Genomic DNA, 19,967 nt, shown 5'->3' with positions numbered 1-19,967 from the left:
TCCCGGTGCCTGTCCCTCTATAAGGTCGGCGTCAACCGGCCACCGCTACTACTGTGGTTCAATCTACTCCGACTCTGCAAGGATCCATTATGTTCGATCTCAGCCCCCGCATTCAGGACCTGAAGCAAAAGCTCGAAGCCTTCATGGATGAGCACATCTACCCCAACGAGGAACTGTTCTACCAGCAGGTAAAACAGAACAAATGGGGCCACCCGGCCATCCTTGAAGAACTCAAGCAGAAGGCACGCAACCAGGGGCTGTGGAACCTGTTCCTGCCCGAGTCCGAGCGCGGCGCCGGCCTGACCAACGAGGAATACGCCCACCTGTGCGAGATCATGGGCCGCGTCTCCTTCGCCCCCGAGGTGTTCAACTGCAACGCCCCGGACACCGGCAACATGGAAACCATCGAGCGTTACGGTAACGAAGAACAGAAGGAAAAATGGCTCAAGCCGCTGCTGGCCGGTGAAATCCGCTCCTGCTTCTCCATGACCGAGCCGGATGTGGCCTCCTCCGACGCCACCAACATCCAGTGCGAGATCCGCCGCGAAGGTGACGAGTACGTCATCAACGGCACCAAGTGGTGGTCCTCCGGCGCAATGAACGAGCACTGCAAGATCGCCATCGTCATGGGCAAGACCAACCCCGATGCACCCCGTCACCTGCAGCAGAGCATGATCCTGGTGCCGCTGGACACCCCCGGCGTGACCATCGTCCGTGACCTGCACGTATTCGGTTATGACCACGCTCCCCACGGCCACGCCGAGATCCGCTACGAAAACGTGCGGGTTCCGGCCTCCAACATCCTGCTGGGTGAGGGTCGCGGATTCGAGATCGCCCAGGGTCGCCTCGGGCCGGGCCGCATCCACCACTGCATGCGCGCCATCGGTCAGGCCGAGCGTGCGCTGGAAGCCATGTGCCGCCGCGCCGCCGAGCGGGTTGCCTTCGGCAAGCCGATGTACAAGCTGGGCAGCGTGCCGGAAATGATCGCTCGCTCGCGCTGCGAAATCGACCAGGCCCGCCTGCTGACCCTGCACGCCGCACGCAGCATGGACAAGTACGGCAACAAGGTTGCCCGTCAGCAGATCGCCATGATCAAGGCCGTGGCCCCGACCATGCTGTGCAACGTGATCGATCGCGCGATTCAGGTCCATGGCGCCAAGGGCGTATGCCAGGACAGCTTCCTTGCCTCCTCCTACGCCAAGGCCCGTACCCTGCGCCTGGCCGACGGTCCGGACGAAGTGCACCTGAACAGCATTGCCAAGCTGGAAATGGGTCAGTACCTCTGACGACTTCGGTTGAGGGCATCCGGCGGATGCCCTCACGATGACCGACAATCCTCTCACCACTTTCACAGGAGCTATCCATGAGCTCTCTTTTTGATCTGACCGGCAAGGTCGCAGTGATCACCGGTTCCACCAAGGGCATCGGCAAGGCGATCGCCGAAGAGTTTGCCAAGGCCGGCGCCCGCGTGGTCATCTCCAGCCGCAAGGCCGATGCCTGCGAAAAGGTTGCCGGTGAACTCCAGGCCCAGGGCTTCGAGGCTCTGGCCATCCCCTGCCATGTGGGCGACAAGGCCCAGCTGCAGAACCTGGTGGATACCACCCTCAATACCTGGGGCAAGATCGACATCCTGGTGTGCAACGCCGCCACCAACCCCGTGTACGGCCCCACCTCCGAGGTCAGCGACGAGGCCTTCGACAAGATCATGGGCACCAACGTCAAGGGCACCTTCTGGCTGTGCAACATGGTGATCCCGCAGATGGTGCGCCTGGGCGGCGGCTCCATCGTGCTGCTGTCGAGCATCGCCGGCATCCGTGCCAGCGCCAATATCGGCGTCTACGGCATGTCCAAGGCAGCCGAGGCCGGCCTCGCGCGCAACCTGGCGCTGGAGTGGGGTCCGAAGAACATCCGCGTCAACGCCATCGCCCCCGGCCTGATCCGCACCGACTTCGCCCAGGCGCTGCTGGACGACCCGGACCGTCTGACCCGGGTCGAACAGGCCCTGCCGCTGCGCCGGGTCGGCGAACCGGTGGACATCGCCGGTGTTGCCCTGTTCCTCGCCTCCTCCGCCGGTGCCTACGTGACCGGCCAGACCATAGTGGCCGACGGTGGCGACACCATCACCTGAGCCCGGTCAACCCGCCTGCCCTGCTGGCAAAATCCTTGCCGCGGTGGCAGGCTCTGGTAGCTGAAGCACAACCACAACACTAGTTACGCATGGGATCCTGTAGATGAGCGAAGCCATCCTGATCGACGTATTGCCCGCCCACCGCTTCGATGAAGCGCGGCTGGCAGCCTACCTGAAGGGACGCATACCGGGCGTTAAAAACGGCATGCAGGTCAAGCAGTTCCAGGGTGGCCAGTCCAACCCGACCTTCCTGCTGACCATCGGCGAGAAGCGTTATGTCCTGCGCAAGAAGCCGCCGGGCAAGCTGCTGCCCTCGGCGCACATGGTCGAGCGCGAGTTTCAGGTGATCAACGCCCTGGGGCAGACCGATGTGCCGGTGCCCAAGGCGCGCCTGCTCTGCGAAGACCCGGAGGTCATCGGCACCGCCTTCTACATCATGGATCACGTCGAAGGCCGCGTGCACTCCCACCCGCTGCTGGAGAAGGTCGACATCGAACAGCGCATGCCCATCCACCGCTCCATGATCGAGACCATGGCACGGTTGCACAATGTAGACTGGAAGGCCGTGGGGCTGGAGAGCTACGGTCGCCACGAAGGCTACGTACAGCGTCAGATCAAGCGCTGGAGCGGCCAGTTCGAGGCCAGCCGTACGGGTGACATGCCTTCGATGGACGCACTGATGGAGTGGCTGCCGAAGAACGCACCCCAGGACGACTTCACCACCATCGCCCACGGCGACTTCCGCATCGGTAACCTGATCCTGCATCCGACCGAACCCCGGGTCGTGGCCATCCTCGACTGGGAACTGGCTACCCTGGGTCACCCGCTGTCGGATCTGGCCTACTGCTGCCTGCCCTACCACCAGAACACCGGTTTTGAAGGCATGCGCGGGCTGAAAGGACTGAACCTGAAGGACTACAACGTGCCGGAAGAGCAGCAGGTCCTGGACTGGTACTGCGAATTCACCGGTCGCTCGGAGATTCCGGACTGGAACTTCTTCCTCGCCTTCTCCCTGTTCCGCCTGGCGGCGATTGTCCAGGGCGTCTACCACCGCGCCCTGCAGGGCAACGCCAGCAACGCCGACGCACTGGAAGTCGGCAAACGCGCCAGCCTGCTGGCCGACGTGGGCTGGGAGATTGCCCAGGGCAAGTGAACTGCCGCCCGGCCACGCCAACCTCCCGGGAACGTCGAGCACCAGCTCGATGAAACAGGTGCCAACACACTCCGCGGACGAGCTGGTGCTCGTCCCTCCCGGTCACCAGGCACTATCAATCGAGGTACTTCCATGTCCAAACCCGTAAAGCGCGTATTACTCACCAATGACGACGGCTGGCGCGGGCCGGGCTTCCAGGTGCTCGAGGAGATCGCCCACGAGATCGCCGAGGAGGTATGGCTGGTCTCCCCCGACCTGGATCAGAGTGGCGTCTCCATGTCCATTTCGGTACACCATCCGCTGCGGGTTCACCAGTTCGAGGAGCGCCGCTTCAGCGTCAGCGGCACGCCCAGTGACTGCATCCTGCTCGGTGTCGCCGAGTTGCTGCCGGCCAAGCCGGATCTGATTCTGTCCGGTGTCAATCGCGGAGCCAATATCAGCGACTCGGTGGCCTACTCCGGCACCATCGGCGGTGCCCTTACCGGCACCCTGCTGGGCATTCCGGCCATTGCCCTGAGTCAGGCCTACCACTCCACCAATCCGGTTCACTGGGAAACCTCCCGGCAATACGGCGCGCAGCTGGTGCGCGAACTGCTGGAAAGGGGCTGGCCGGAGGATTGCGCCATGAACATCAACTTCCCGGCCCTGGCGCCGGAGGATGTGCGTGGGGTAGCCATCTGTCGGCCGCAGCGCGGCAGCATCGGCGGCGTGAAGATCGAGCGTCGCGAGGACACCCGCGGCGTCCCCTACTACTGGCTTGGCTTCAAACGCCAGAGCGAACGCATCATCGGGCGGGAAACCGATGTCGGTGCTCTGCGTGACGGTCTGATCGCCCTCTCACCGGTACGCTTCGAACGCGGCATCGCCGACTCCTGGCATATCGATACCGATCAGCTGTCCGACCGGCTTGGCATCAATACCGACGACCGGGATGACGTTCCAGCAAGCGAGCCGAGCATCGACCACTGAGCCGGCAGCTGAACAATAACAGGAGATGAGAATGCAGCGCTTCGAGAACAAGATTGTACTGATCACCGGTGCCGGCAGCGGCATTGGCCGGGCTACCGCCAAACGCCTGGCCAGCGAGGGCGCCCGCCTGATGCTGGTCGACCGCAATGCCGAAGGTCTGACCGAGACACTGCAGCAGTTGCCGGAGCACACCGAGGTGCTGCACCGCGAGCTGGATGTATCCGATGAGGCCGCTGTCGAGCAGTGCGTGGCCGACACCGTGGCCCACTTCGGGCGGCTGGATGTGCTGTGCAACAACGCCGGCATCGCCGGGGGTGACTACAGCCTGGCCACCGACCAGAGCATGGAAACCTGGCAGAAGATCATCAACGTCAACCTGTTCGGGGTGGTGCTGTTCACCAAATATGCCTCCCGGCAGATGCGTGAGCAGAACGGCGGCGCCATCGTCAACACCGCCTCGGTGGCCGGCATCCGCTCCGGCGCCGGCGGCAACGCCTACAGCGCCTCCAAGGCCGGAGTGATCAACTTCACCATGACCTCTGCCTGCGATCTGGGGCAGTGGAATATCCGTGTCAACGCCGTGTGCCCCGGGCTGATCGAGACCGGCATGACCCAGCGGGTGTTCGACTATGCGCGGGAGAACAACAAGGAAGACAGGCTCGGTTCGCGCTGCGAGCTGCGTCGCTACGGCCGCCCGGAGGAAATTGCCGGCGCCATCGCCTTCCTCGCCAGCGACGATGCCAGCTACGTCACCGGCCAGGCATTGGCAGTGGATGGCGGCAACACCGCCTCGCTGAACCTGCCCGGGATGAAGTTCTGATTATTATCAGTGCATGAAAAAAGCCTAGGCGCGGTAGCGTTCCAGGCTTTTTATTATTACTGCTCAACCTCAGGCCTACAGACTCTCCAGCGGCCCAAAGAACTCATAGCGCTGATTCTCCGCCGGAATACCCAGCTCGTTCAGCAGCTTCTGACAGCTCTGCATGAAGGGTTTGGGACCGAGGAAGTAGACATCCACATCGGTACTGGCGGGCAGCATGGCACTGAGCTTCTGCTGGTCGAAGAAACCGGTCTCATGGGCCTGATCACCCTCCAGCGGATCGCTGTAGACGTAGCTGACCTTGAGATTATCGTATTGCGCGGCCAGTGCATCTACATGGGCACGGAAGGCATGGGTGCTGCTGTTCAACGCACCGTGCAGGAAGTGCACCTGACGGCCACTCTCCAGCGCTGGCTGCAGCATGCTGATGGCCGGAGTGATACCCACCCCACCGGTCAGCAGCACCAGCGGACGCTGCTGCTGATTCAGCACAAAGTTGCCACTGGGCGCAGTCAGACACAGCTCATCACCGACTTCCAGCCGGTCATGCAGGAAGTTGGACACCTCCCCTTCAGTCTCGCGTTTGACACTGATCCGGTAGTGACTCTGACCGGGACGGTCGGACAGGGAGTAGTTGCGGCGCAGGCTGCGGCCATCGATATCGACCACCACACAGGTGAACTGACCGGGGATGAACTCGGCCAGCGCGCCGCCATCGCTCGGCACCAGATAGAAGGAGGTGATCACCTCGCTTTCCCGTTCCTTGCGCTGCACGGTAAAGCGACGCTCGCCGCGCCAGCCACCGGCCTTCTGCTCATTCTGCTGATAACGCTGCTCTTCGGCGGCGATCAGAATATCCGCCAACTGGCCGTAGGCTTCGCCCCAGGCACCCAACACTTCATCACTGGCGGCCTCGCCCAGCACTTCTCGGATCGCAGCCAGCAGGCACTCACCGACAATCGGATAATGCTCCGGCTGGATATTCAGGGATACGTGCTTCTGTACTATCAGTGACACTGCATCGCCCAGTACTTCCAGTCGCTCCAGGTTGGCAGCATAGGCAACTACCGCGTTGGCCAGCGCCTGGGGCTGGGTGCCCTGAAGCTGATGCGCCTCGTTGAAATAAGCCTTGACCGCAGGATAGCGCTCGAACATCAGGGGATAGAATACTGCGGTGATAGCGTTAGCCTGCTCACGGACGACTGGCAGGGTGGCGGCGATGATGTCTTTACTCTGTTGGGATAGCATGGTCTCTCTCTTGTTAAAATTGACTCAAATCAAACGGTGAGACCTGAGCATGTATCGTGCCAAAGACAGAATATGGCGGGAATACTGGGGTTTCGACCCGGATATGTATAATCAACAACATCACTGACGCTGTATAAAGAACACCAGAGCTGTATATATGACAACTGGCAAGAGCTACCCTCTGCTGGGCGTGATCACCGACCTGGCCCGCGACATGCCGCCAGCCGAGCGCTTCGGCCAGTTGCTGGCGACCATTCGTCAGGTTCTGCCCTGCGATGCCTGTGCCCTGCTGCAGCTGCGTGGGGATGAGCTGATCCCGATGGCGGTGGATGGCCTGAGTATCGACACCCTCGGTCGGCATTTCGTGATCGAGGATCACCCCCGTCTGGCGAGGATTCTGCTCAACCCCGAACCGGTCCGTTTTGCTGCGGACTCCCCGCTGCCTGATCCCTATGACGGCCTGCTGCATGCGGTGGAGGGTGATCTGCATGTGCACGACTGTCTGGGCATCGCGCTCTATCTGCAGGGCGTCCCCTGGGGCGTGCTCACCCTGGATGCGTTGAATGCCAATGCCTTCGACCGGGTCGACCCGGGCCAATTGCGCTATCTGGCCCGACTGAGCGAGGCGGTCATCCGGGTCACCGAGCTGACCAGCCAGCTGCAGAGCCGTACCGAGCACCATCAGGCCATGACCCGAGCCCTGGTTGCTGACGGGCAGCAGGAGCTGATCGGGCGCAGCCGCGCCATGACGCAGTTGCAGCAGGAAATAGATATGGTCGCCCGCTCCGATCTGGCGGTACTGATCACCGGCGAGACCGGGGTCGGCAAGGAACTGGTCGCACGGCGGGTACATGCCCTGTCCAATCGTGCGCAGGCTCCGCTGATCTATCTGAACTGTGCGGCGCTGCCGGAGAATCTGGTGGAAAGCGAGCTGTTCGGCCATACCCGCGGCGCCTTCTCCGGCGCCATGCAGAGCCGGCTCGGCAAGTTCGAGCTGGCCCACGGCGGCACCCTGTTTCTTGACGAAGTCGGTGAACTGCCACTGACGGTGCAACCCAAGCTGCTGCGCGCCCTGCAAAGTGGTGAAGTACAGCGCCTGGGCAGCGACAGTCATCACCAGGTGGATGTACGGATCATTGCCGCCAGTAACCGGGACCTGCAGCGGGAAGTGGCCGAGGGGCGCTTCCGTGCCGATCTGTACCACCGGCTGGGCGTCTACCCGATCGCCGTACCCAACCTGCGCGAGCGACACAAGGATGTGTTGCTGCTGGCCGGGCATTTTCTCGAGCAGAATCGTCGACGCCTCGGTTTGCGCGGGCTGCGTCTGGATGCCAGCGCCAGGGAAGCGCTGCTGACCTACCCCTGGCCTGGTAATGTGCGCGAGCTTGAACACCTGATCAGTCGCGCCGTGCTCAAGGCCCAGACCGGACAGGACGGCAGCCGCCGGTTGCTGACCCTGACGGCCGGGCTACTGGACTTGCAAGGGATACCGGCGCTGGCTCGGCCTGACAAGCTGGTCATGCCGGTCCATCCCCCGGCTACAGAGCAGCCCGCTGACGAACAGACCCTGCGTGAAGCCACCGATGAGTTCCAGGTACAGCTGATCCGTCACACCCTGGCCCGGTACGACAATAACCAGAGCCGCGCCGCCCAGGCACTGGGCATTGACCGCGGCAACTTTTCCCGGCTGATCAAGCGCCTGGGGGTGTAGGCACCTGCTCACCTATGGCCTTTCTCGCCATTGCCTGTCGGCAGGCGCAGCGCAGGTGCGCTGCACCCCCAGCGAGCCCTGGGACCGTCGAGCACCAGCTCGATGAGCGGCGTCAGCCCGCACCCTCTGTGCTTGCCGGTAGCCTGCGGACGAGCTGGTGCTCGTCCTTCCCAGCGTCCCTTCCCCCAATTTGCCGGGATGGAGCCCGGCACTCCATGCCAACCCGGGGTTGGCGAACGCCTGCTCGCCGACGGGCTTTGCTCCACGGCCTGCCCGGGCGGGCAACAACCGGTAATAAGGCTGTCACCACGCCTCGCTTGTTCTCTGCCAGCCTGACCGGGTTCGATTCACAATCAGGTGGATGGGCCATGTTTCTGGATAGTTACGTAAAAGAGATTCGCAATCTCGAGTTGGCACTGCAGGAGGCCTTTGACCGCCTGAAGAAAGGGGGTGACGGCGAAGCCCTGCATGACCTGCGTATTGCGGTACGCCGCATCCGCAGCCTGATCGCCCCGCTGCGCACACTGCCGGAAAACCGGCCCCTGCGCGAAACCGCTGCGCAGTCGGCCGCCTGACCACCCCGACCCGGGATCTGGAAGTCCTGGCCGTCGAGCTGCAGGAGCAACGCCACCCGATCCTGGCCAAGCGCAGACGGGATCGCTTGCAGCAGGACTACCAGCAGATCATCGCCTCAGCCGAGCTGCAGCAGTTGTTCGACGCACTGCGCCAATGGCCCGAGGCCTTTCAGCAGTCCGAGCTGGGCAGCAACTCGAAGGGGCTGAAACGCACCATTCGTCTGGCCGTGGAAAAGCAGGTCAGCAAGCTGGACAAGGCGATAGATGATCCCGCTTATGATCGGCATCAGCTGCGCATTCTGGTCAAGCGCACCCGCTACCTGACCGACGCCTTCCCCTCCCTCTCGCCCCTTTCTGCCGATGCCACCAAAACCCTGAAGAAAGTCCAGGCCGCCCTCGGCGCCTGGCACGACCATTTCCAATGGCTGTTGCGCAGCCAGCAGGAGAAGGACCTCAAGGTGGTGCAGCAACGCTGGAGCCAGGCAGCCGCCGAGGAACTGATGGCGGCAGAGAAACGTCTGCGCAAACTGGCCAGGCTGCTGCCCGACGGCGACCGGAAGAAGGCCAGTAGAAGGAAGTCACCAAAGCGCAAACGGTAAGACCGGAGCCCATGGATTGCCGCGTCGCTACGCTCCTCGCAATGACGGAGGGGTGGAGCGACACCACGACACCCACCGACCCCGACCGCCACACCAACGTCATTGCGAGGCCAAAGGCCGTGGCAATCCATGGGGCCGGTGACGCCGGTCGGCACTCGCCGGTCGTTCCGTGCAGGTCTTTGCCATTCCAGCTAGAATAGGCGGTTTTCCAGCAGCGCGGTCTCTTGCCATGTCCCTACCCAAACATCACCTGGAACTGCTCAGCCCGGCCCGGGATGTTGCCATTGCCCGCGAGGCCATTCTGCACGGCGCCGATGCGGTGTATATCGGCGGCCCGAGTTTCGGTGCCCGGCACAATGCCGAGAATAGCCTGGCGGATATCGCCGAGCTGGTGCGCTTTGCCCGGCTGTTCCATGTCCGCATCTTCGTCACGCTCAACACCATTCTGCATGACGATGAACTGGAGCCAGCCCGGCAGCTGATCCACCAGCTGTACGACGCCGGGGTGGATGCGCTGATCGTGCAGGACATGGGCATCATGGAAATGGACATTCCGCCGATCGAGATCCACGCCAGTACCCAGTGCGATATCCGCACCCTGGACAAGGCCATGTTCCTCGACCAGGCCGGCTTCTCCCAGCTGGTACTGGCCCGGGAGCTGAACCTGCAGCAGATCCGCGCCATCCATGACAAGGTCGACTCGACCCTGGAATTCTTTATCCACGGCGCACTGTGCGTGGCCTTCTCCGGCCAGTGCAACATCTCCCACGCGCAGACCGGCCGCAGCGCCAACCGCGGCGACTGCTCCCAGGCCTGCCGCCTGCCCTATACCCTGAAGGACGAGCATGGCGGCGTGGTTGCCTATGAAAAGCACCTGCTGTCGATGAAGGACAACAACCAGAGCGACAACCTGCGCGCGCTGGTGGACGCCGGAGTACGCTCGTTCAAGATCGAGGGGCGCTACAAGGACATGGGCTATGTGAAGAACATCACCGCCTGGTATCGCCAGCAGCTGGACAGCATTCTGGAGGACCGCACCGATCTGGCCCGCGCTTCCAGCGGCCGTACCCAGCACTTCTTCGTACCCGACCCGGACAAGACCTTCCACCGCGGCAGTACCGATTACTTCGTGACTGATCGCAAGATCGATATCGGCGCCTTCGACTCCCCGACCTTCACCGGTCTGCTGGTCGGCGAATTGCAGCAGGTCGGCAAGAAGGACCTGCGGGTGGTCACCCATGAGCCGCTGTCCAATGGCGACGGTCTGAACGTGCTGGTCAAACGCGAAGTGGTGGGTTTCCGCGCCAATATCGCCCAACAGCTACGTACCTTCGAGGAAGACGGCCAACCACGCTGGGAGTACCGCATCGAGCCCAACGAGTTGCCGGAACAGTTACGCCGGGCACGCCTGCCCCAGGCACTGAACCGCAACCTGGATCACAACTGGCAACAGGCTTTGCTGAAAACCTCGGCGGAGCGGCGGATCGGCCTGCGCTGGCAGGTTGAACTGGCCGCAGACAGGCTGACCCTGTCTGCTACCAGCGAGGAAGGCATTACCGTCAGCAGCACGTTGAACGGCCCCTTCGAGCCGGCCAAACAGCCGGAACGGTCACGGGAACAACTGCGTGACCTGCTCAGCCAGCTGGGTACCACCAGCTATCATGCCGAACAGGTGGAAATGCGCGGTGACTTCGCGCCCTTTGTACCCAACTCCCAGCTCAAGACCCTGCGCCGGGAGCTGATCGAGCGTCTCAGCCAGGCCCGTATCGCCGCCTTCCCCCATGGCAGCCGCAAGCCGGTCAGCGAGCCGCCACCGGTCTATCCGCAATCACACCTGAGCTTTCTGGCCAACGTGTACAATCACCAGGCCCGGGCCTTCTATCAGCGCTACGGCGTGCAACTGATCGATGCGGCCTACGAGGCCCACGAGGAACCCGGCGAGGTGCCGGTGATGATCACCAAGCACTGCCTGCGTTTTTCCTTCAACCTGTGTCCGAAACAGGCCAAGGGCGTTACCGGTGTGCGTACCAAAGTGGCACCGATGCAACTGGTGCATGGCGATGAAGTGCTGACGCTGAAGTTCGACTGCAAACCCTGCGAGATGCATGTGATCGGCAAGATGAAGGGACATATCCTCCATCAGCCGCAGCCGGGCAGTAATATCGTCGGCTCGATCACCCCGGAAGACCTGCTCAAGACCATTCCCCGTCGAGCACCGCACTGACCCGCAGCCGCCGCCCGGGCCAGGCTTATTTCAACCCCAACCGCCGCGCCAGCTTGTGCAGATTGCTGGCATCCAGCTCCAGCAGCCGGGCGGCGGCGCTCCAGTTGTCCTCGGTGGCGGCCAGAGCGAGGCGAATCTGTTCGCGCTGGCAGGCCTCCACGCTCAGGCGCAGGGGTTGTACCTCTCCTTCCACCACGGCTGCGGCGGGCTGGCTGGCGTCAGTCATGGCAATGCTGCCAATCGGAATATCCAGCAAGGCGGCATCCAGTGACAGCATCGCCTGGCGTGAGCCATTGCGCCCCAGCGCCTTGATCGCGGCGCGGCTTATGACGTGCTCCAGTTCACGCACGTTACCCGGCCAGTCATAATTGAGCAGAGCCTGCTCGGCGTCGGCGGACAGTCGCAGGCTGCGTACGCCAAGGCGGGCGCGGTTGAGCTCGAGAAAGTGTCCGGCCAGCAACAGCACATCGTTGCCCCGCTCGCGCAGTGGTGGCACCGGTACCGGATATACCGACAACCGGTGATAGAGGTCGGCGCGGAAGTCTCCCTTGGCCACCGAGTCGGCCAGATTGCGATTGGTGGCGGCGATGATGCGCACATCCACCCGCAGTGGCTGGTCGGCCCCCAGACGCTGGATTTCGCCGTTCTGCAGGGTGCGCAGCAGCTTGGCCTGCACATGCAGGGGCAGCTCTCCCACCTCGTCGAGGAACAGGGTGCCGCCATTGGCCGCATCGAAACGCCCGGCCCGGTCGCTGTTGGCGCCGGAGAAGGCCCCCTTCACATGGCCGAACAGCTCGCTCTCGGCCAGCGACTCAGGCAGGGCGGCACAATTGACCTGCACCAGGGGCTTGCCCGCCCGGGGCGAATGGGCATGCAACCAGTGGGCGAACAGTTCCTTGCCCACGCCGGTCTCGCCGGTGATCAGTACCGTGAGGTCCGAATCGGCCACTATCGACAACTCGTCCAGCAGACGGGTGATCGCCTGACTGTTGCCGACAATGCCATGCTGCTTGATCCCCGGCAGAGCCCGCTGCTCGTCGGCACGCACCATGCGCAGGGCCCGGTTCTCCTGCTCCAGCCGGGTTACCCGCAGCAGCCCCTCGATCAGCGGCAGCAGGCGCTGCAGCTTCTGCCGGGCACCCTCGTCAAAGGTCCCCTCCTCCAGCGCATCCAGGGTCAGCACGCCCCACAGCTCACCTTCCACATGCAGACTCACCCCCATGCAGTCGTGTACCGGCAGCGGTTCGCCGGGGCTGTCATCAAGCAGGCCATCGTAGGGATCGGGGAGGGTGCTGTCGGCTTCGAACCGGGTGATTTCCCGCCGGGAGATCAGCGCTGCCAGGCGTGGATGCCTGGCGAGGTCGAAACGACGACCCAGGGCATCCTGCACCAGCCCCACGGCCGCCACCGGGCGCAGGGCGTCGTTGTCATGCTGCAGCAGCACTACCGCACCACACATGAAGGTCTCGCGCAGCACCTGCACCAGACGCTGCAAACGTATGGCCGCAGGCAGCTCGGTCACGAGATCGGGGAGAAGAAAGTCTTCAATCATGGTCAATCAAACCCTTTAATGGTTCATAGAACCATACGCCTGCCGGGTAGGAAAAACCATATATTTATAAAACACCCTTTATATCAGTCAGATACAGCTGGCATGCGACTTGCTCTGATAAATATATCAGCGGAATCAACCATTCGGAGAGCCCCATGTCCCACGCCCATCCTCCCCGCCTCGATACCCTGCGCCTCGATACCGGCAGCTGGGTAAATACTCCCACCGACCAGCTCATCGACCACATCCTCCACGAGTTCCATGAGCGCCACCGCCAGCAGCTCCCCGAGCTGATACGTCTGGCTCGGCGGGTGGAACAGGTGCACAGCGGCCACCCGGAATGCCCCAACGGTCTGGCCGACCACCTGTGTGATATCCATCAGGCGCTGGAAAGCCATATGCAGAAGGAGGAACAGATACTCTTTCCGATGCTGCTGCGTGACGAGAGTCTGATGGCGCGCGGCCCCATCAGCGTCATGCGCTTTGAACACCAGCAGCACGATGAGGGCCTGGCCAGACTGCGCGGGCTGACCAACGACAACCAGCCACCGGAATATGCGTGCGGCACCTGGCGAACCCTGTACCGCGAACTGGAGATTTTCTGTCAGGAACTGGACCAGCACATCCAGCTGGAGAACGAGGTACTGTTCAACCGCTGAGGTCAGAGCACGAACATGCTCTTGGCACAGACCACCAGCAGCACCGCGTGGACCAGCAGGCTGACGTTCAGCCAGTGCATGCCGCGCTCACCGATATGCCGACCGCGGCGCAGGAAGATCAGCGCCACATAGTGACCTATGATCAGGAAGGCCAGCAGTATCTTCAGCGACAAGAGGATGGTGAAGGTGCTGGACAGCGGATTGGCCAGCAGCGTGCGATAGGGCCAGGCCAGGGTAAGACCGGCGCCGTAGAGCACCAGCGCAACGAAGTGGATGACGTGACGCGCCTGCCGGCCCAACACCGGACCGATCGCCTCCCGTACTGCCGGGGCCAGGCGGCGCGAAGCGGGAGCAAGAATGAGCACCTGGAAGAACAGTGTGCCGATAAAGGCGATGGCCGCCAGCAGGTGCAGTGTTTTGATCGTCAGATAGGTCATGTTTTTCCCGTCGCCGTTGGCCTGGGTGCCATCAGTCGCGCAGTACCGGTGACACCGGGAAAAGCATAACAAGCAATCAGGAGATTTTCATGCAGGAACCTCGCAGCACACTCCCCGCCCTGTTCGCCCTGGGCTTTCGTCCGCTATTTCTGGCCGGGGCGCTGTTTGCGATGCTGGCCGTGCCACTGTGGATTGCCGCCTTTTTCGGTCATATCGAGTTTACACCCGCCGGCGGCAGCCTCGGCTGGCACCGGCATGAAATGGTGTTCGGCTTCGGCATGGCGATTGTTGCCGGCTTTCTGCTGACCGCCATCCAGGCCTGGACCGGGGTGCCGACCATCAGCGGCCTGCCGGTACTGCTGCTGGCCGCTCTGTGGCTGGCGGGCCGGCTGGTCTGGCTGCTGAATGCTCCGCTGTGGTTGCTGGTGCCGGTGGACCTGCTGTTTCTGCCACTGGTGGCGCTGGTCATCGGCCGGCTGCTGTTCAAGGTCCGGCAGACTCGCAACTACCCGGTGCTGGTGATGCTGGTGCTGCTGACCCTGTGCAACCTGCTGGCATTGCTGGGTCTGGCGCAGGATGACTTCGCCCTGCAGCGGCATGGCAGCGTCGCCGCGCTCTGGCTGATCGCCGGATTGATGGGCCTGATCGGTGGTCGGGTGATCCCCTTCTTCACCCAGCGCGGGCTGGATCTGCGCGAGCAGACCGCCGCCCTGCCCCGCCTGGACAACCTGCTGATGGCCGGCAGCGTGTTTGTCGCGCTGTTGATGCTGACCGGCGTGGGCCTGCGGCCCTCACCCTGGCAGGCGCCGATCTACCTGCTGCTGGGTCTGGGGCACCTGCTGCGGCTGCTGCGCTGGCACCACCCGCGCATCTGGACAGTGCCGCTGCTGTGGTCACTGCACCTGTCCTATGCCTGGCTGGCGCTGGCACTGATTGCCATGGCCCTGTGGCACGGAGGCTGGCTGCTGGGCTTCAGTCAGGCCACCCACCTGCTGGCCATCGGCGGCATGGGCGGCATGATCCTGGCGATGATCTCACGGGTCAGCCTCGGCCACACCGGCCGCCCCCTGCAACCGGCGGCGGCAATGAGCCTGGCCTTCATCCTGATCAACCTGGCGGTGCCGCTGCGGGTCTGGCTGACAATCCCCATGCCGCTGACCGGCTACTGGCTGGCAGCGCTGTGCTGGGCAATCGCCTTTGCCCTGTTTGTCTGGCACTACACACCGATCCTGCTGGCGCCGCGGCCGGATGGCCGGCCCGGTTGAGTCAGCTGTAGAAGCGACTGAAGACCTCCACCGGTTCCCGGGGCATGCACAGGGCACTCCCGGGCCGGCCCATCGAGACGAGTCAGAGGCTGATGCGGATCAGAGCAGCTCCTTGCGCAACTGCTCGGGCGACTTTGGCGACAACAATGCCGGCGCTACATCCAGCACTGTCTGTGCCCCCACCACACCCTGCTGATTCAGGCGCCAGGTGGCGCGGGCGTAGGCCACCAGCACCGCAGCGGTGAATTCCGGGTTGCTGCCCAGCTTCAGGGTATATTCCATCACCTGGGTGGTCCCGGCGGCGGAAGTGCCGCTGCGGATCACCACGCCACCATGGGGCATGGCGGTATGATCACGGCGCAGCTCTTCTTCCGTGATGAAGGTGACTGTGGTGTCGTAGTCGGCGAAGTAGTGCGGCATGCTGACGATCGCCTGCTCCACCTCGGCGGCATCCGCCCCGTCAGCCAGCACCACGTAGCATTCACGCTTGTGCTTTTCCCGGGTACTGAGCTCGGGCAGCTCGCCGTTGCGCACCCGTTCGATCGCCTCTTCGGCGGGAATGGTGTACTGCACCCCGGCCTTGACCCCGGGCACCCGGCGCACCGCATCGGAGTGGCCCTGACTCAGACCCTTGCCCCAGAAGGTGTAGGTTGCCCCGACCGGGAGGATGGCTTCGCCGTACAGGCGATTGAGGGAGAACAGGCCCGGATCCCAGCCGACCGACAGCATCGCGGTCTTGCCTGCCGGGCGGGCGGCCTGATCCAGCGCCGCATGGTATTCGGGGATGGTGGCATGGGTATCGAAGCTGTCGACGGTGTTGAACAGCGCCGCCAGGGCGGGACCCTGTTCGGGCAGGTCATTTTTTGAACCGCCGCAGAGGATCAGCACATCGATCTGCTGCTGGAACCGCTCGATATCGTCCAGGGGATGAACCGGTACGCTCGCATCCAGCAACTGGATGCTGGCCGGATCACGCCGGGTGAAGACGCCGACCAGTTGCATATCAGGACTCTGGGCAATGGCCATCTCCACGCCACGTCCAAGATTGCCGTAGCCGGCGATACCAATTCTGATTTTCGATTGCATGGGAAGCCTGTCGTGTCAGTGAGCCATAAAGCCGGGCATTATACAGATTCGCGGCAGCAGGCTCGCGGACACTCAGAGGGTGTGGGCGTAGCGGTTACCATTGCCGACCTGCTGGTAGGCATCGAACACCATGCAGATTCGTGCGATCAGGGGCTTGCCCGCCGGCAGCACCTGGATACCGCGCTCCCCAAGCTGCAGCAGCCCGTCGTCATGCATCTGCTGCAACTGGGCCCGGCAATCGGCGAAGTAGGCGAAGAACTCGATATTGAAGCGTTTTTCGATGTCACTGAATCGCAGGGCGAAACGGCACATCAACTGCTGGATGACGGCACTGCGCAAGCGGTCGTCAGCGGTACAGCGCAGACCCGTGCGCAGCGGCAGCCGGTCCCGTGCCAGACTCTGCTGATACTCCAGCGCATCGCCGGTGTTGCGGCAGCGCAGGTCACCCACCTGACTGATGGCCGCCATGCCGAACCCCAGCAGATCCGTTTGCTCTCCCGGGACATAGCCCTGTAGCCCCCTGCTCATCAGGCCGGTTTCCCGGGCCAGGCTGAGATCGTCATCCGGCAGGGCGAGCTGGCCCATGCCGATATAACGGTAGCCGGCCTGAAGCAGCTGGCACTGACTCCGGGCGTAGATCGCCAGCCGCTCATCACGACTGGGCAGGCGGCTCTCGTCGATATGACGCTGGGAGGCATGCAGCTGGGGCAGGTGCACATAGTTGTGCAATGTCAGCCGATCCGGCTTCATCTCCAGCACCCGTTCCAGGGTATGGGCAAAGGAGTTCCCCGTCTGACCGGGCAAGCCGTACATCAGGTCCATGCTGACCGAGCGGTAGGCCAGTGCGCGCGCCGCATCCATCACCGCCTGGGTCTGTTCCAGGCTCTGCAGGCGGTTCACCGCCCGCTGCACCTCCGGGTCCAGGTCCTGCACACCCAGGCTCACCCGGTTGAATCCCAGCTCGCGCAACAGACCCAGCGTCGACCAGTCGGCCTCCCGCGGGTCGACCTCGACGCTGTAGTCGGCGTTGTCATCCTCGTGCAGATGGAAGTGTCTGCGTATCCGACCCATCAACTCGGTCAGGTCGGCATGCCCGAGAAAGGTCGGCGTACCACCACCCAGATGCAGGCGCTGCACCGGCTGATCACCTTCCAGATGCCGGGAGACCAGCTCCATCTCGCGGTAGAGGGCGGCCAGATAGGGTTGTGCACGACTGCGATCCTTGGTAATCACCCGGGGGCACCAGCAGTAATGACAGGCGTTGGCGCAGAAAGGAATATGGACGTACAGTGACAACGGTCGATCCGGACGACGGTTTTCCCGCAGCGCGGCAAACAGGTCAGTGGCAAGGATACCGTCACTGTATTGGGCAACCGGCGGGTAGGCAGTGTAAAGCGGTCCGGCCTTGTCGTAGCGGCGGATCAGACCCGCATCCCAACTGATTGGATCGGACATGGAAAGCGTGCTCCGGTACATGTCTTGCTGATGGTCCGCAGACTACGCCCTTCACCTGCGTGCCACTTTGACGCATATCAAGAGATGCCCGGATAGTGCTCCGGTCAGCGCCGAGCGCCGCAGAAGCCTTATAATGTGTTCAGGATGCGGCAGAACACGGGGCGTCCCGCCCCCAACTCACCGAAGGAAGAGCAGCCATGGTCTCAACACAGGAACAACGCCAACTGATTCTGAATCATCCGCTGTTTTCCCATTTCGATGAGAAGGCACAGGAGGAACTGCTGGCCGATGCCCAGGTACGGGAGTACCCGCCACAGGGCCTGATCCAGCGCCAGGGCGATCCGGCCGAGCGCTTCTATCTGGTGCAAAGTGGCAAGGTCAAGCTCTACCGCATTTCCGCTGACGGCAAGGAAAAGGTCGTCGAGATCATTACCGCAGGCAACACCTTCGCCGAAGCCATCATGTTCATGCAGCGTTCGGTGTTTCCGGTATGTGCCGAGGCTCTGGAGCCGGTTCGCCTCATAGGCTTTTCCAACAAGCTGATGCTGCGCCATCTGGAGCAGAACCCCCACACCTGTCTGCATCTACTGGGCCACATGAGCGTGCGCCTGCATCAGCGCCTGGACGAGCTGGAGAACCTGACCCTGCAGAATGCAACCCAGCGCCTGGCGCTCTACCTGGTAGGACAGGTTCGCGATCGCGGGACCGACACCGCCGAGATCGAACTGTTACTGCCCAAGAGCCTGATTGCCGCGCGCCTGTCGATCAAGCCGGAAACCTTCTCCCGGGCCATCGCCAATCTGCGTGAGCGAGGGCTGATTGACAGCCGGGCACGGATCATTCGGATACCCAGCATCCAGCGGCTGCTGGACGAGTTCGCCCAGGGCCAGACACCGGCCCCGGAACACCGCGCCGGCATCATTGCCAGCGACAACACCTGAGAGCAGCCCAATGAGATGGCTCTGGCGCAGCATTGCCTCCCTCGCCCTGGGGCTGGGCGCCCTGGGCGTGCTGCTGCCCGGCCTGCCAACCACCCCCTTTCTGCTGCTGGCCGCCTGGGCGGGCGCGCGGGGCTGGCCGCAGATGGAGCAACGCCTGCTGCGTCATCCGAAGTACGGACCGGTAATCATCGACTGGCGCGAGCGCCGGGCGGTACCACGCAAGGCAAAATGGATGGCCAGCGCGCTGATGCTCAGCAGTCTGGTATCGATCTGGCTGCTGCCCGCTCCCATGCTGCTGCGCTGGTTCCTGACGCTGTTTCTGCCCTGCGTGGCGCTATGGCTGTGGAGCCGCCCGAACTCCTGAATCCGGACAGCACCTGCATGGAAAGCCGCCCGACGCCGGCGAGAGTTCGCGGCGGCGCGTCCAGGGTGACGACCCTTCGGGTCAGAGACTCTGCAGAATGGCGTCCAGCGCCTGGGCCGGATCGGCGGCGGAGGTGATCGGCCGGCCGATCACCAGATAGGTACTGCCGTTCTCCATGGCCTGCGCCGGGGTGACGATGCGTTTCTGGTCGTCGGCACTGGCATCGGCCGGGCGAATGCCCGGGGTGACCAGTTGCAGGTCGTCGCCCAGGGTATTGCGCAGCGCCTTGGCCTCCCGCGCCGAACAGACCACGCCATCAAGACCGCACTCCTGGGTCAGGCGTGCCAGGCGCTGGACCTGCACCATGGGCTCGATATCGATGCCCACCTCATGCAGATCCTCCTGCTCGAGACTGGTCAGTACGGTTACCGCCGTCAACAGGGGCCGCTGGCCGACGCGCTTGTCCAGCACCTCCCGACAGGCTTCCATCATGCGCCGGCCGCCACTGGCATGGACGTTGACCATCCACACACCCAGCTCAGCAGCCGAGCGCACCGCCCCGGCCGTGGTGTTGGGGATATCGTGAAACTTGAGATCCAGAAAGACTTCAAATCCCTTGTTCTGCAGCGCCTCCACTACCTGCGGGCCGGCGGCGGTGAACAGCTCCTTGCCGACCTTGACCCGGCAGTGGGTCGGATTCAACCTATCGGCCATGGCCACTGCGGTGGCCGCGTCAGGGAAATCCAGGGCAACAATGATCGGAGTTTGGCAGGGCATTTCG

18 protein-coding genes and 1 pseudogene are annotated in these 19,967 nt (G+C 63.2%); 13 read left to right on the top strand and 6 right to left on the bottom strand.

Going from position 1 to position 19,967, the window contains the following annotated elements; genetic code table 11:
* Positions 1–89 precede the first annotated feature (89 nt).
* The 5 genes from VF673_RS01355 to VF673_RS01335 all read left to right on the top strand — a co-directional run bounded on the left by VF673_RS01355 (position 90) and on the right by VF673_RS01335 (position 5,070).
* On the top strand, positions 90–1,286 hold the full coding sequence (locus VF673_RS01355; protein WP_177197796.1) for an acyl-CoA dehydrogenase family protein: 1,197 nt from the start codon (positions 90–92) through the stop codon (positions 1,284–1,286).
* A gap of 77 nt (positions 1,287–1,363) precedes the next feature.
* Positions 1,364–2,128 carry an SDR family NAD(P)-dependent oxidoreductase gene (locus VF673_RS01350; protein ID WP_090537762.1) on the top strand — a complete coding sequence of 255 codons (765 nt, stop codon included), beginning with the start codon at positions 1,364–1,366 and terminating at the stop codon, positions 2,126–2,128.
* A 103-nt stretch (positions 2,129–2,231) separates the two neighbouring features.
* Positions 2,232–3,281, top strand: a complete 1,050-nt coding sequence (locus VF673_RS01345; protein WP_440290613.1) for a phosphotransferase — start codon at positions 2,232–2,234, stop codon at positions 3,279–3,281.
* Between the two features lie 132 nt (positions 3,282–3,413).
* A complete protein-coding gene (gene surE / locus VF673_RS01340; RefSeq protein WP_273124703.1) occupies positions 3,414–4,250 on the top strand; it encodes a 5'/3'-nucleotidase SurE in 837 nt (278 codons plus the stop codon).
* Between the two features lie 31 nt (positions 4,251–4,281).
* The gene (locus VF673_RS01335; protein ID WP_273124701.1) at positions 4,282–5,070 is read left to right on the top strand and encodes an SDR family NAD(P)-dependent oxidoreductase; all 789 of its coding nucleotides are present in this window, start codon (positions 4,282–4,284) and stop codon (positions 5,068–5,070) included.
* A gap of 75 nt (positions 5,071–5,145) precedes the next feature.
* On the opposite strand, the gene hmpA is transcribed toward VF673_RS01335, so the two are convergent.
* Entirely contained in the window at positions 5,146–6,318 is a 1,173-nt protein-coding gene (gene hmpA, locus VF673_RS01330; protein ID WP_440290612.1) for an NO-inducible flavohemoprotein, read from the bottom strand.
* A 157-nt stretch (positions 6,319–6,475) separates the two neighbouring features.
* Between hmpA and norR (VF673_RS01325) the strand changes: the two genes are divergently transcribed.
* From norR (VF673_RS01325) to VF673_RS01310, 4 genes are all read left to right on the top strand, one after another.
* Positions 6,476–8,029 carry a nitric oxide reductase transcriptional regulator NorR gene (gene norR / locus VF673_RS01325; protein WP_440290611.1) on the top strand — a complete coding sequence of 518 codons (1,554 nt, stop codon included), beginning with the start codon at positions 6,476–6,478 and terminating at the stop codon, positions 8,027–8,029.
* Between the two features lie 368 nt (positions 8,030–8,397).
* Positions 8,398–8,604 (top strand): CHAD domain-containing protein, encoded by a 207-nt coding sequence (locus VF673_RS01320; RefSeq protein WP_440290610.1) that lies wholly within the window; start codon positions 8,398–8,400, stop codon positions 8,602–8,604.
* Positions 8,601–9,203, top strand: coding sequence for a CHAD domain-containing protein (locus tag VF673_RS01315; protein WP_440290882.1), 603 nt, complete (start codon positions 8,601–8,603; stop codon positions 9,201–9,203). The genes VF673_RS01320 and VF673_RS01315 overlap by 4 nt, the downstream gene beginning before the upstream one ends.
* Positions 9,204–9,432: 229 nt before the next feature.
* Positions 9,433–11,427: a peptidase U32 family protein gene (locus tag VF673_RS01310; RefSeq protein ID WP_440290609.1), complete on the top strand. Its 1,995-nt coding sequence runs from the start codon at positions 9,433–9,435 to the stop codon at positions 11,425–11,427.
* 25 nt (positions 11,428–11,452) lie between these two features.
* On the opposite strand, the gene norR (VF673_RS01305) is transcribed toward VF673_RS01310, so the two are convergent.
* The gene (norR, locus tag VF673_RS01305) at positions 11,453–12,979 is read right to left on the bottom strand and encodes a nitric oxide reductase transcriptional regulator NorR (RefSeq protein WP_440290881.1); all 1,527 of its coding nucleotides are present in this window, start codon (positions 12,977–12,979) and stop codon (positions 11,453–11,455) included.
* Positions 12,980–13,188: 209 nt separating this feature from the next.
* Here norR (VF673_RS01305) and VF673_RS01300 point away from each other — a divergent pair.
* Positions 13,189–13,638: pseudogene (locus tag VF673_RS01300) on the top strand (hemerythrin domain-containing protein); the annotation flags it as partial.
* A 2-nt stretch (positions 13,639–13,640) separates the two neighbouring features.
* Here VF673_RS01300 and VF673_RS01295 read toward each other — a convergent pair.
* Positions 13,641–14,075 (bottom strand): hypothetical protein, encoded by a 435-nt coding sequence (locus tag VF673_RS01295; RefSeq protein ID WP_273126461.1) that lies wholly within the window; start codon positions 14,073–14,075, stop codon positions 13,641–13,643.
* A gap of 89 nt (positions 14,076–14,164) precedes the next feature.
* Here VF673_RS01295 and VF673_RS01290 point away from each other — a divergent pair, with 89 nt between their 5' ends.
* Positions 14,165–15,340, top strand: coding sequence for an NnrS family protein (locus tag VF673_RS01290; protein ID WP_440290608.1), 1,176 nt, complete (start codon positions 14,165–14,167; stop codon positions 15,338–15,340).
* A 99-nt stretch (positions 15,341–15,439) separates the two neighbouring features.
* Here the strand turns inward: VF673_RS01290 and VF673_RS01285 are convergent, their stop codons facing one another.
* Positions 15,440–16,426 (bottom strand): diaminopimelate dehydrogenase, encoded by a 987-nt coding sequence (locus VF673_RS01285; RefSeq protein WP_440290607.1) that lies wholly within the window; start codon positions 16,424–16,426, stop codon positions 15,440–15,442.
* A gap of 72 nt (positions 16,427–16,498) precedes the next feature.
* On the bottom strand, positions 16,499–17,881 hold the full coding sequence (gene hemN / locus VF673_RS01280) for an oxygen-independent coproporphyrinogen III oxidase (RefSeq protein WP_440290606.1): 1,383 nt from the start codon (positions 17,879–17,881) through the stop codon (positions 16,499–16,501).
* A 197-nt stretch (positions 17,882–18,078) separates the two neighbouring features.
* On the opposite strand from hemN, the gene VF673_RS01275 reads away from it, so the two are divergent.
* Both VF673_RS01275 and VF673_RS01270 read left to right on the top strand, forming a co-directional pair.
* Positions 18,079–18,822, top strand: a complete 744-nt coding sequence (locus VF673_RS01275; RefSeq protein ID WP_440290605.1) for a Crp/Fnr family transcriptional regulator — start codon at positions 18,079–18,081, stop codon at positions 18,820–18,822.
* 10 nt (positions 18,823–18,832) lie between these two features.
* Positions 18,833–19,186: a YbaN family protein gene (locus VF673_RS01270; RefSeq protein WP_440290604.1), complete on the top strand. Its 354-nt coding sequence runs from the start codon at positions 18,833–18,835 to the stop codon at positions 19,184–19,186.
* Between the two features lie 81 nt (positions 19,187–19,267).
* Here VF673_RS01270 and pyrF read toward each other — a convergent pair whose 3' ends face one another.
* The gene (pyrF, locus tag VF673_RS01265) at positions 19,268–19,963 is read right to left on the bottom strand and encodes an orotidine-5'-phosphate decarboxylase (RefSeq protein ID WP_440290603.1); all 696 of its coding nucleotides are present in this window, start codon (positions 19,961–19,963) and stop codon (positions 19,268–19,270) included.
* Between the last annotated feature and the right edge of the window lie 4 nt (positions 19,964–19,967).

This window comes from Halopseudomonas sp. Lyrl_26 (assembly GCF_051948695.1).
Classification (GTDB): Bacteria; Pseudomonadota; Gammaproteobacteria; order Pseudomonadales; family Pseudomonadaceae; genus Halopseudomonas; species Halopseudomonas formosensis.
This window is presented reverse-complemented; position numbering and strand designations above follow the sequence as displayed.